We start from the raw sequence: 12,467 nt of genomic DNA, 5'->3' as shown, positions 1-12,467 counted from the left end.
GGCTGGGTATAAGGCCCGACAATGGCCGTCCGCTTCGAACTCCTGAATACCGACCCCACCGGCGCCCGCACGGGCATCCTGCACACCCGCAAGGGGTCCTTCCCCACGCCGATGTTCATGCCGGTGGCCACCCACGCCGGCTTCCGCCACCTCGGCATGGAGGAGGTGAAGGAGACGGGGGCGAAGATCCTCCTCGCCAACACCTACCACCTGATGCTCCGGCCCGGCCCGGAGGTCTTCGAGCGCTTCGGCGGCATCCACCCGTTCATGCAGTGGGACGGCGCGGTGCTGACGGACTCGGGCGGGTTCCAGATCTTCTCCCTGCCGGAGGACCGGCTCATCACGGAGAAGGGCGCGCACTTCCGCAGCTTCTACGACAACAGCCGCCAGCTCCTGAGCCCCGAGTCGAGCATCGCCATGCAGCAGGCGATCAACTCGGAGATCATGATGGTGCTGGACGTGTGCATCGACTCGCGCACGGACGAGGCCGGCACCCGCGAGGCCATGGAGCGCACCCACCGCTGGGCCGTGCGCAGCCTCGCCGCGAAGGAGCAGCGCGACACGGGCCAGGCGCTGTTCGGCATCGTCCAGGGCGGCGTGCACCCGGCCCTGCGCGACGAGAGCGCCGCGTTCCTCACGAAGCTGCCCTTCGACGGGTTCGCCATCGGCGGGCTGGCGGTGGGGGAGACGAAGGTGGAGCGCGACACGATGACCGAGCGCGCCACCGCGTCCCTGCCGCAGGACAAGCCGCGCTACCTCATGGGCGTGGGCACGCCCACGGACCTCCTGGAGGCGGTGCTGCGCGGCGTGGACATGTTCGACTGCATCATCCCCACGAAGATGGCGCAGCAGGGCTACGCGTACACGTTCCAGGGGCTGGTGCGCATCACCCGCACCGCGTACCGGCTGGAGGACGGACCGCTGGACCCGGAGTGCGACTGCTACGTGTGCAAGCGCTACTCGCGCGGCTACCTGCAGCACCTGATGCGCGGCAAGCACCACCTGGGCTCGCGCTTCCTGTCGGTGCACAACGTGCGGCACTACCAGAAGCTCATGGAGCGCATCCGCGAGGGCATCCTGCGCAACGGCTACGCGCAGACGTACCGCGAGCTGAAGTCGGCCATCGCCACGCCCAAGGACCTGAAGGACGAGGCCGCCGCCACCGCGATGACGTTGAAGGACGTGGGCTGAAGTCCGGGCGCGCGTTCCGCTGGCCGCCCTCCGGCCGGGTTGAAACAAGCCTGACGCGAACGGCGGTGCGGCGGGACGTGGCGGGTTAGCCTGCGGTGCCCGGGCGCACAGGCCCGGCGCTCTCGCCGCATGGACCCGCGCGCCGCCACCCTCCTGAGTCACGTCCGCGCGAGCGCGGAGAACCGGCCCGGCGTGTACCGGTTCTTCGGTCCCGCCGGCGAGCTGCTCTACGTGGGCAAGTCCGTGCGGGTGCGCACGCGGCTCCTGTCGTACTTCCGCGCGGACGAGGGCGAGAAGGCGTGGGAGATCGTCTCCCAGGCGCACCAGGTGGAGTGGGAGTACACGGCCAGCGAGTTCGCGGCGCTCCTGCATGAGTTCCGGCTGATCAAGAGCCACCGGCCCCTCTACAACGTGGAGCACAAGCGCGACCGCGCGCACTGCTTCCTCCAGCTCACGCGCGAGGCCGTGCCTCGGTTGCGCGTGGTGGGCCAGCCTGGCGGCGGCGGGAGCGCGGAGTACTTCGGGCCCTTCCACGGCCGGCACACCATGGCGGACGTGGTGCGCGCGGTGAACGACCTGCTGGAGCTGCGCGACTGCCCGTCCGAGACGCCCATGCGGCTGGCGGATCAGATCCCGCTCTTCCCCATGAAGGACGACCCGCGGTGCATGCGCGGGCAGACGGCGCGGTGCCTCTCGCCGTGCGCGGGCGGGTGCACGACGGCGGAGTACCTGGCGCAGGTCGCGCTGGCGCGGGCGTTCCTCAACGGCGAGTCGGACCGGCCGCTGAGCATCCTGCGCGAGCGCATGGCGATGGCGGCGCGGCGGCTCCAGTTCGAGTACGCGGCCGAGCTGCGCGACCGTGCGGAGCGGCTGGAGAACGTGCAGGCGTGGATCGTCGAGCTGGGGCGCACGCTGCGGCGGCTGTCGCTGGTCTACACGGTGCGCGGGCACGGCGGCGAGGACCGCACGTACGTGCTGCGGCGGGGACGGATCCGCGCGGAGGTTCCCGCGCCCCGGACGTCGGAGGAGCACGCGGCGCTGGAGGCCCGGGTGCGGGACATCTTCGCCATGCCGGAGCCGGAGGCGATGGGCCTCCGCGCGCAGGAGGCCCAGGAGTTGATGCTCGTCGCGAAGTGGTTCCGCCTGCATCCGGAGGAGCTGGAGGCGACGGTGCCTGCCCCGGCGCGGGCCGGAAGCGATGAGCCCTTCGAGGAGGCTGCTGAGGCGCGCGCCGCGCTCGCTCGCACGCTGGAGCGCACCGTGGAGGGCCCGGAGGAACCGGAGGAACCGGAGCCTGAGGGCGCGCCCGAGTCAGCGTGAGAGCCGCGCCGCGAGCCCGTCGAGCACGCACTCCAGGCCCTGGTCGAACAGCACGTCCAGGGGTGGGTGCGTGGCGTCCTGCATGACCTTCGCGAGCATCGGGAACTGGCCGGTGGCGAGCATCCGCTCGAGGTAGGGGCCCGTGGCGGTCTGCCACTCCGTCTTGGTCTTGCCGCTCTGGAGCTCGGAGCGCAGCTCGCTGGCCTCGCCCTGGATGGCGCCGATGACGTAGGCGTTGACCGTCCGGAGCGCGTGCATGACGGTGTCGATGTCCTCGAACCCCGGCGTGTCCCCCAGCGCGGCCAGTGATGCCTCGATGTGCGCGAGCGCGTGGGGGCCCAGGTGGGGACGACCGCCCAGCAGGCTGGTGAACCACGGGTGCTTGCGTGAAGCCCGCCGCATCCGGTGGGCGATGGCGCGCAGGGCCTTGCGCCAGTCCCCGCGAAGCCGGCCGTCGGCGGCCATCTCCCCGTAGACCTCGTCCACCATCAGCTCCAGCAGCTCCTCCTTCGTGGCGACGTAGCCGTAGAGCCGCATCGGGCCCGCCTCCAGCGCGGCAGCCACGTTGCGCAGCGACACGGCGTCGAGCCCGTCCTTGTCGGCGAGGCCCATGGCCGCCTGCACGATGGCCTCCCGGCTCAGCGGGACTGGCGGCGGACGGTGGGCAGGCTCGGGGCGCTCCCAGACCACGGGGGCCTTCTTCGCACTCGGTTTGCGTCCAGGGCTCATCGTCTTCCGTCTTGCCCGAATCCCGGCCACGTTGACAACCCGTATCCGACGATACACTGTATCGACAGATACGACGAATCGGAGGTCGCGGATGCAGACGAAGTCGACGGCGGTGCTCGTGGTGGGAGGCAGTCTGGTGGGGTTGTCAGCCGCGGTGTTCCTCGCGTGGCGCGGCGTTCCGACCGTGGTGGTCGAGCGGCATCTGGGGAGCCATCCCCATCCCCGGGCCATCGGCTTCACGCCACGGACCCTGGAGCTGTTCCGCGCCGTGGGCCTGGGCGCGCGCATCCCCCAGGCTCCTCCGGGAATGCGTCTGCGCCGGGTCCGGGCGGAGAGCCTGAGCGGACAGTGGTTCGAGGAGTCCGCCTGGACGCCGGAGGACCGGAGCGTGCCCGACCTGGAGTTCTCGCCGTGCCGGGGCGCCGCGATGGCGCAGGATCGCCTGGAGCCCATCCTCCGGGAGCAGGCGCTCGCGTTGGGGGCGGACCTGCGGCTGGGGACGGAGTTGGTCCGCTTCGAGCAGGGCGCCGATGGCGTCATCGCGTGGCTGCGCGGGCGCGATGGCCAGGAGGAGATGCTGCGGGCCGACTACCTGGTCGCGGCGGACGGACATCGAAGCCCGGTCCGCGAGGCGCTCGGTATTGGCCGGAGCGGGCGGGGCCACATGCGGACCGCGCGCAGCGTCATCTTCCGGGCGCCGTTGCAGGAGTATCTGAAGGCGGGCGTCTCGCAGTTCAACATCGCGCAGCCGGGCTTCGAGGCGTTCCTCACCACCTACGGTGACGGCCGCTGGCTGCTGATCCACGGGGATGACCGCGAACTCGATGACGCTGAACTCCGGGCCGTCATCGCCCGGGCGATTGGCCGGGACGACGTGCCGGTCGAGGTGGTCACCACGGGCCGCTGGGAGATCAGCGCGTTGATCGCGGACCGCTTCGCCTCGGGCCGGGTGTTCCTCGCCGGAGACGCCGCGCACACGCTGCCGCCGAACCGCGGCGGTTATGGGGCGAACACGGGCATCGACGATGCGCACAACCTGGCGTGGAAGCTGGCGGCGGTGCACTCCGGCGCGGCGTCACCCCGGCTGCTCGACACGTATGACGCCGAACGGCGGCCCATCGCGTGGCTGCGGCACCAGCAGATCTTCGCGCGCGACGACTTCAAGCCCATGGCGGCGCCGGGCAGCGACGCGCCCATCCTCGACGACGCGGCCATGGAGTTCGGTCAGCTCTACCGTTCGGACGCGGTGCTGGGCGCGGACGCGACGCTGCCTCCCGCAGCCCGGCCCGACCAGTGGGTCGGTCAGCCCGGCACGCGCGCGCCCCATCTCTGGGTGGAGAAGGGCGGTGAGCGGGTGTCGACGCTCGACCTGCTCCAGCGGACGTGGGTGCTGATCACCGAGGACGAGCGATGGGCGCAAGCCGCGGTCCAGGTCGCCAGGGCGTCAGGCCTCGCGCTGGAGTGCGTGCGCATGGGCGGGGACGTGCGGCCGGTGGATGCCGAGGCGTTCCGGAACGCCTTCGGGCTGAAGGCGGGAGGCGCGTCGCTGATCCGCCCGGATGGCTACGTGGCCTGGCGCTCGGTCGACCTGCCGGACTCGCCGGTCGATGCACTCCGCGAGGCCCTCGCGAAGGCTGCGTCCGCGACGCGCCTGGGCTGAGCACCGCTACCGGAGGTTCCGGATGACGCGGCAGGGATTGCCGGCGGCGAAGACATACGGGGGGATGTCGCGGGTCACCACGCTGCCCGCGCCGATGGTGGAGCCCTCCCCGATGGTGACGCCCGGGCAGATGATGGAGCCGCCGCCAATCCACACCTTCGACCCGATGGTGATGGCGCGGCCCAGCTCCGGGCCCTTGATGCGCTCATCCGGATCCAGGGGATGCGTGGCCGCGTACACCTGCACGCCCGGGCCGAAGGACACGTCGTCGCCAATCGTCACCGTGTTGCAATCCAGGATGACGCACTGGAAGTTCATGAAGACGCGCTCGCCCAGCCGGATGTGCTCGCCGTAGTCGCAGTAGAAGGGCGGTTCGATCCACGTCCCCGCGCCCACCTTGCCCAACAGCTCGGTGAGCAGGCTCTCACGCTCCGGCAGTTCGTCCTGGGTGGACTGGTTGTAGCGGCGCAGGAGCTTGCGGGCGCGGGCCCGCTCGGACATCAGCTGCGGATCGGTGGCGAGGTACAGCTCCCCCGCGAGCATCTTCTCTTTCTCGGTCCGTGCCATGCCTGGGAGTGTAGTCACGGCTTCACGGCGCGGTGGTGAACAGCCCATGCCCCGCCTTCCCGGACACGGGTGACACTGGACGGTCGGGCCAGCGAGGATGCCGGCCATGAGGACTGAGCGGGTCGAGGAGACGCTGGAGCGCATCCGTCGTGAGGTGGAGCGGACACCGGACGGGGTGCTGGCCTTCGACGGGGACGGCACGTTGTGGAGCGGGGACGTGGGGGATGATCTGTTCATGTCCCTGCTGGAGCACGGCGGTGTGCGGCCCGAGGCCCGCGTGGCGCTGGAACGGCTGGGCGCCCGCCACGGCGTGGACGCGCATCCGGACGCGGTGACGCTGGCGCACGCGCTGTTCAAGGCGTTCGAGGCCGGCCAGCTGCCGGAGAAGGACACCTACGAGATGATGGCGTGGATCTTCGCGGGCTGGCACGCGGAGGAGATGCGCGGCTTCGCCCAGGAGGTGGTGGCGCGCAAGGGCGTGGCCCACCGCATCCATCCCGAAGCCCGCCGCGTGGTGGAGTGGGCCCGAGGACAGGGCGTGGACTGCTACGTGGTCAGCGCGTCGCCGCGCGCGGTGGTGGAGGCGGCGGTGCGCGAGGTGGGGCTCACGCCCGAGTTCGTGCTGGCGTGCACGCCGAAGGAGGAGGGCGGACGGTTGCAGACGTCCGTCTTCGAGCCCGTACCCTATGGCCCCGGCAAGGTGACCTGCCTGAGGCAGCGCACGGACCGGCCGCTCTACGCCGCCTTTGGCGACAACGTGTTCGACCTGGACCTGCTCGCGGCGGCCCGCGTTCCGGTGGCCATCCGTCCCAAGGTCCGGCTGCGGGACCGCGCGGCGGAGCTGCCGGCGCTGGTGCAGCTGCAACCCGAAGAGGCCTGAAACGACTGTGCGCCGCTTCGTGGGTGTCCACGGAGCGGCGCACGGTGATGCGGGAGGGAGTGTCAGCGCCCCGAGATGGGGATGAACTCCGGTGCGCCGCTTCGTGGGTGTCCACGAAGCGGCGTCACGTTGATGCGGCGGAGGTCAGCGCTCCGACACGGGCACGAACTCCACGCGGCGGTTCGCGCTGCGGCCTTCGGGCGTCTCGTTGGACACGCGCGGACGGTCGGGGCCGAAGCCCTTCGCCTCCATGCGCGAGCCCGCGATGCCCTTCTGGATGAGGTACGCACGCACCCGGTTCGCGCGCTGCTGGCTGAGCGTGCGGTTGGCTTCCTCCGGACCGCTGTTGTCCGTGTGGCCTTCAATCCGGATGCTCAGCTTCGGGTTCGCCTTCAGGTACGCCGCGATGGCATCCAGCTGCTGCTGCTCGTTCTCCTGGAACTCCGACTGGTTCACCGGGAACTGGACGATGTGCTCCAGCGGCGACGTCGTCTCCGCGGGCTTCTCCTCCTGCGGCGGCGGCTGGGGCTTGGTCTCCTCGGGCGGCTTCTGCTCCTTCGCGGGGCAGCCACGCTCGGACGCGGGACCGGCCTCGTTCGGGCAGGCGTCGTCCTTGTCCGGCACGCCGTCCTTGTCCGTGTCCTTCACGGGGCAGCCACGCTCGGACGCAGGGCCGGCCTCGTTCGGGCAGGCGTCCTCGTCGTCCCGCACGCCATCCTTGTCCGCGTCCGGCGCCGGGCAGCCGTGGTCGCGCGCCGTTCCCGCCTGCGACGGGCACTGGTCCTCGCGGTCCACCACGCCGTCGCCGTCCGAGTCCTTGTCCGGGCAGCCGTTGTTCTCGACGGAGCCGGCCTCCAGCGGGCAGCGGTCGTCCTTGTTGGCCACCGAGTCCCCGTCGTCGTCCTCGTTGGGGCACTGCTCCGGCGTGTGGCTGCGGCCGGTGCGGCAGCGGTCCACGGGCTCGGGCTCGTTCGCGTACGCGATGCCCGCGCCCAGGCGGAACGACGGCGTGCCCGGGATGTCCGTGAAGCCATGCCCCGCCAGCGCGAACGCCTCGAAGCCCGCGCCCACCGGCAGCCGCACGCCGCCCAGCAGCTCCAGCGCCAGGTCCGACTCCACGAGCGACTCGGCGGCCTGCAGCGCGACTTCCCCGCGCAGCCCCTTGCCGCGCGTGGCCACCACCACGCCCTGCTCCAGCTCGGTGCCGACGTCGCGGCCCGGCTCCACTTCCTTCGAGCGGATCCGCACGCCCGCGTTGGCGCCCAGCACCACGGGCCCCAGCTCGCGGCTCACCGACACGCGGGGCGCGATCTGGAACCCCGCCCAGCCCGCCTGACGGCCGAACGCGTCCGCCGTGCCGCCCGGCAGCCCGATGTCCAGGCCCAGGCCCAGGAACACCGGCGCGCCTTCCTCCCGCCGCAGCAGTTCGTAGCGCACGCCCAGCTCCGGCGTGCCCAGGCCGAACGAGTCCGGCTCGCGCACGCCGACCAGCTGCTCCGCGCCGTGGCCGCCCTGCGCGATGATGACGGGCAGCTTCGCGGAGAACTCCAACCGGTCCACCGGCGACCACGCGCCGGCCAGCCAGCCCGCGGTGCGGTAGTGGAGGATGGAGCGCTCCAGTCCGTCACTGCCCTGGAGCAGGAGGATGCCGCGCTCGTAGTTGACCATGAGGAGCAGCCGGTAGCCGCCCTCGGGGAGCACGCGGCCGGTGTCCACCAGCATGGAGTCCGTCGCCGCCGGCTGGAAGCGCAGGCGCTCCAGGTCCAGCGGGCGGAGGGGACTCGTGGTGGTCTGCCCGAAGGCAGTGGGGGAGACGGCGGTGGCCAGCAGCGCGGCCAGCGCCCAGCTCTGAGCCTTTGTACGCAAGGGAAGGTCCATTCGAGAAAAGAAGGAGCGCATGTCTCAGTTCTCCCCAGCCGGGTTCTGACGACGGCGCGAATGAGTCCAGGCCGCCAGCGCGGCGAGGAGCGCCAGCGCGGACGTGGTGCCGCCGGAGCTGTCGCAGCCACCGCCGGCGATCTCCACGACCTCCGCCTGGACGCGGACCTGGAACGTGCACTGCGCGGTGTTGCCCGCGGCATCCGTGGCGGTGACGGTGACCTGCGTGGCGCCCGGCGCGAAGGTGCTGCCCGACGCGGGCGACGACGTCACCGTCGGCGAGGCCGTCACCGCGTCCGTGGCCGTGGGCTCGAACGTCACCGGCTCACCCGGGCCCACCAGGATGTCGGCGGGGCAGGTCAGCGCGGGAGCGGTGGTGTCCTGCACCGTCACCTGGAACGTGCAGGTGAGGCCCGAGGAGGTCGCGGTGACCGTCGTGGTGCCGAGCGGGAAGCGCGAGCCCGACGCCTGCGAGTAGATCACCGGGAGCCCCGCCGGCTCCAGGACCGCGGGGTCGTAGTTCACGATGGCGCCGTCCGCCCCCGTCGCCTCCGCGGTGACGTTCGCGGGGCAGGTGAGGGTGGGGACGGCATCCACCACGTTGAGGGTCAAGGTCGCGACGTTGCTGTCGTCGGCGCAGTCGCGGACCCGGTAGGTGAAGCTGTCGCTGCCCACGTAGCCGGGCTCGGGCGTGTACTGGAGGTGCCCCTGCGCGCTGGTGCCGAGCGTGCCGTGCTGCGGCTGGGTGACGACCGTGTAGGACAACAGCTGGCCGGGGTCTGGATCCGTGCCGGTCAGGGCGAGCTCCACCGCCGTGTCTTTCGGGACGGTGACCGTCTGGTCCGCCGCCGTCGGGGGACGGTTGGCGACGAGGGTCACCGTGCGTCCACCGGGAATGGCGTTGGCGAAGACGGAGAGGCCGTAGGTGCCCAGCGGCGTGCCGGTGGGCACGGTCACCGTCGCGCGGGTGTCCGTGGTGCTGCTGCTGGGGAGCGTCCAGAGGCGTCCGCCCTCGGCGGCGCGCAGCCGCACCAGGGGGAAGTCGGTGGGGGAGTCGGCGCTGTTGCCTGAGCTTGCACCGGAGATGCCCCGGAACAGCAGGCCCTCCAGGGCGGTGGGGCAGCCGGCGACGAGGGTCGCCGGGTTCGTCACGGTGGGCCGCCACGCGGGGAGGGCGCCGGTGTCGTCGAACAGCTCGGCGTTCGGCGTGCCCGGGCCGCCGACGAGGAGGAGCTCGCCCGACGGCAGGGCGGCGGCGCTCAAGCCCCCTCGCGTGGTGGGATCCGCGACGGACGTCCAGATGCGGAGCTGGGGATCATAGACCTCCGCGGTGTCGGCGAACGCGGCCGCCGTGGTCAGACCGCCCGCGACCAGGACCTTGCCGGAGGGCAGCAGCGTGGCGGTGTGGTGCTGGCGCGGCTGCGCGAGCGACCCCACCGGGGTCCAGGTGTCCGTGCCGGGGTCGTACAGCTCCGCGGACGTGAGCTCCGTGATGCCGGCGATTCCTCCCACGGCCAGCACCTGGCCCGAAGGCAGCAGCGTCAGCGTCAGCTCGTCGCGGGCCTCGGCGAGGCTCGCCGCGGGAGCCCAGGTGTTCGTGGCGGGGTCGTACAGCTCCGCCGTGTTGGTCTCCGCGCCGCTGTTCTCATGGCCGCCCGCGACGAGCACCTTGCCGTTGTGGAGCAGCACCGCGCCATGGGCGGCGCGAGGAATGGCGACGGGAGCCGCCGTGGTCCAGGTGTCGGTGTCGGGCGAGTACAGCTCCGTGGAGACGAGCACCGTGGTGTTGCGCTGGCCGCCGACCACGAGCACCCGGCCATCCGGAAGGCTCGTGGCGGTGTGGAGGTGCCTCGGGCCGAGGAGGGAGGCGGTGGGGAGCCAGGTCCCGGTGGTGGCATCGTAGCGCTGGGCGGACGACGTCGAGACGGTCTCGTTGCGGCCACCGGCGACCAGCACCTGGCCGGAGCGCAGGACGGTCGCGGTCGCGCGCTCGCGCGGCACGGCGAGCGCGGGGGCGGAGCGCCAGCTGTTGCTCGCGCGGTCATACACTTCCACCGCCGCCGACGAACCGGTGCCCGCGCGGCCGCCCGCGACGAGCACCTGGCCCGTGGGCAGCAGCGCCAACAGGGGATCCGCCCGGGGTGTGCCCATGGCGCCCGCGGGCGACCACCGGCTCACGGCGGGGTCGTAGACCTCCGTCTCCGCGTAGAAGGCCAGGGCCGGGGCCGAGGTGTAGCCGCCCGCGATGAACACCTTTCCTTTCGGCAGCAGCGTCGCGGTGTGGTTCTCGCGGGCGACGTTCATCGTGCCCGCGGCCGTCCAGGTGCCGGTGGCGGGGTCGTAGATCTCCGATTCAATCTGCGGCGCGGAGCGGAAGACGGAGCCGCCGGTGACGAGGACGCGGCCATCGGGAAGCAGCGTGGCCGCGTGACCGGCGCGCGGGAACGAGAGGCTGCCCGTGGCGGTCCAGGTGTTGGCCACCGGGTCATAGATCTCCGACTGGGCCGTGGAAGCAGCCCCCGCGAAGCCGCCCGCGACGAGCACGCGGCCGTCGGGGAGCAGGGTGCTGGAGGAGTAGTGGCGGGCGACCAGCGGGGCCGCGGCGGCGGTCCAGGTACCGGTCGAGGGGTTGTAGCGGTCCGCGCCGGGCACCTCGTCGGTCTGGTTGAAGCCGCTCACCACGAGCACCTGCCCGTCGCGCAGCCGCGTGGCGGTGTGCGCGTTCCGGCCCAGGGTCATGGCGCCGGTGGGAACGAAGGCGTTGCTGGCCGGATCATACAGCTCCGCCGACGTGAGCCGGACGCCGCCAGCGCCGACGCCGCCCGCGACCAGCACCTGCCCCGTGCCCAGCAGCGTGAGCGTGAAGAGGCCGCGGGTGGTGGACATGTTGCCCGTGGCGGTCCAGGCGCCCGTCGCGGGGTCGTAGAGACGTCCCGCGGCGGAGCCGTCGGTCAGCACCAGCACCTTGCCGGTGGGCAGCAGCACGGCCTGCGTGACGTTGCCCTGGAGCCCGGTGGTGCCCGCGGAGGCCCAGGCGCCTGTGGCCGGGTCATACAGCTCCGCCCCGGTCACGAACCCGATCCGGTTGACGCCGTTGACGACCAGCAGCCTCCCGTCCGGGAGCAGGACGGCCGCATGTTGCGCGCGGGGCGCCGCCATGGACGCGGTGGCGTACCAGGCCGCCGGCGTCGCGAGACGGGAGGTCGCGGTGCGGGCGCCCTCCGGTGCCGGGCGCTCGTTGCCGCCGCAGGACAGAAGGCCCAGGCTCGCGCAGAACAGCAGGAGCCCGCTCCAGACAGCGCGTTGTGACCGCATCGATGAAACCCCGATCCGCGAGGGCTGGCGCGAACGTGACCGTTGGCCCGCCGCTCGACGTGAACACTCCGGGTGGCGGATTATCAGTGCGCTGGGTGCTGGGGCAATGCGTGAAAAAATCCGGTGCGGTTATCCATTGCTCCGGGGTCTGCGCGCGTAGCGCGTCGGATCCGAAGCGCACGACAGACGGAGCAGGGCGATCCGCCCACCCAGAATCCGCCCGTCAATCATCGTCCTCGCCCACGTCATGCGCGGCCGCGTTGAACAGGCCGAAGCCTCCGGCCTCCTCGCTCGAGATGTCGGCCCGGCGCAGCGCGGGTGAATCCCGGGTCTGTCCCACCGCCATCCAGCGGGGCGCGGCCAGCAGCACGCCGTCCTTCGGCAGCTCCGGCAGCAGGTGCTCCAGGTCCCCGAGGATGAACTCCGCGTGCCCCACGCCCTCGGGCTCCGCCAGGCCTTCCGGGGGATGCCAGGGCCCTCCGTCCAGGTGGCCGAAGGGGAAGCTCCCCGTGCCGCTCGCGCCCCCGTACCCGCCCTCCAGCAGCTGCCGCGTCCGCGCCTCGCTCCCCGTCACCGCCGGAAGACAGACGCGCGTCAGCCAGTCCCAGGTCGCCGTGCCCTGCTCCACGGGCCAGTCCAGCTCCACCGTGTCGTCCGCCTTCGCCAGCAGCGCATCGATGTACGCACACGCCGCGCGCGGCCCCAGCACGCCGCCCCGGCGCGCCTCCTCCACTGCCTCGGGCCACAGCTCCTCGCGGTAGTAGTGCGCGAAGTAGAACCCCGGCTCCTCCCACTCCGGACGCACGCCCCGGGGCAGCTTCGCCAGCACCAGCCCGCTCGACAGGTACGCCGGCCCGGTGGCCCGGGGATGGAACTGGCTGAACGCGAAGCGGAACACCCGCACCCCCAGCCCCGCCTCCTCCGTCG

Annotated in this window: 9 protein-coding genes; 4 read left to right on the top strand and 5 right to left on the bottom strand. The window is 72.2% G+C overall.

Annotated features, from left to right (window positions below; genetic code table 11):
• The first annotated feature begins 21 nt into the window (after positions 1 to 21).
• Entirely contained in the window at positions 22 to 1,191 is a 1,170-nt protein-coding gene (gene tgt / locus D7W79_RS28695) for a tRNA guanosine(34) transglycosylase Tgt (protein WP_120528573.1), read from the top strand.
• 129 nt (positions 1,192 to 1,320) lie between these two features.
• A complete protein-coding gene (locus tag D7W79_RS28690) occupies positions 1,321 to 2,511 on the top strand; it encodes an excinuclease ABC subunit UvrC (protein WP_120528572.1) in 1,191 nt (396 codons plus the stop codon).
• Here the strand turns inward: D7W79_RS28690 and D7W79_RS28685 are convergent.
• The gene (locus tag D7W79_RS28685) at positions 2,503 to 3,201 is read right to left on the bottom strand and encodes a TetR/AcrR family transcriptional regulator (RefSeq protein ID WP_244222020.1); all 699 of its coding nucleotides are present in this window, start codon (positions 3,199 to 3,201) and stop codon (positions 2,503 to 2,505) included. The two genes, D7W79_RS28690 and D7W79_RS28685, sit on opposite strands and share 9 nt — an antisense overlap.
• 130 nt (positions 3,202 to 3,331) lie before the next feature.
• Between D7W79_RS28685 and D7W79_RS28680 the strand changes: the two genes are divergently transcribed.
• Positions 3,332 to 4,900, top strand: coding sequence for an FAD-dependent monooxygenase (locus D7W79_RS28680; protein WP_120528570.1), 1,569 nt, complete (start codon positions 3,332 to 3,334; stop codon positions 4,898 to 4,900).
• A 6-nt stretch (positions 4,901 to 4,906) separates the two neighbouring features.
• On the opposite strand, the gene D7W79_RS28675 is transcribed toward D7W79_RS28680, so the two are convergent.
• Complete coding sequence (locus D7W79_RS28675; protein ID WP_120528569.1) at positions 4,907 to 5,467, bottom strand: sugar O-acetyltransferase; 561 nt, start codon at positions 5,465 to 5,467, stop codon at positions 4,907 to 4,909.
• A gap of 106 nt (positions 5,468 to 5,573) precedes the next feature.
• On the opposite strand from D7W79_RS28675, the gene D7W79_RS28670 reads away from it, so the two are divergent.
• A complete protein-coding gene (locus D7W79_RS28670) occupies positions 5,574 to 6,347 on the top strand; it encodes an HAD family hydrolase (RefSeq protein WP_120528568.1) in 774 nt (257 codons plus the stop codon).
• A 144-nt stretch (positions 6,348 to 6,491) separates the two neighbouring features.
• Here D7W79_RS28670 and D7W79_RS28665 read toward each other — a convergent pair whose 3' ends face one another.
• The 3 genes from D7W79_RS28665 to D7W79_RS43880 form a co-directional block, all read right to left on the bottom strand.
• On the bottom strand, positions 6,492 to 8,213 hold the full coding sequence (locus D7W79_RS28665; RefSeq protein ID WP_244222019.1) for an OmpA family protein: 1,722 nt from the start codon (positions 8,211 to 8,213) through the stop codon (positions 6,492 to 6,494).
• 36 nt (positions 8,214 to 8,249) lie between these two features.
• Positions 8,250 to 11,540: a Kelch repeat-containing protein gene (locus tag D7W79_RS28660; protein WP_244222018.1), complete on the bottom strand. Its 3,291-nt coding sequence runs from the start codon at positions 11,538 to 11,540 to the stop codon at positions 8,250 to 8,252.
• A 223-nt stretch (positions 11,541 to 11,763) separates the two neighbouring features.
• Positions 11,764 to 12,467: hypothetical protein (locus D7W79_RS43880; RefSeq protein ID WP_158617074.1), on the bottom strand; the 704-nt coding region annotated here is incomplete at its 5' end.

This window comes from Corallococcus exercitus, from assembly GCF_003611585.1.
Classification (GTDB): Bacteria; Myxococcota; Myxococcia; order Myxococcales; family Myxococcaceae; genus Corallococcus; species Corallococcus exercitus.
Note: the sequence above shows the minus strand (reverse complement) of the source record. Positions and strands in the feature narration are given on the sequence as shown.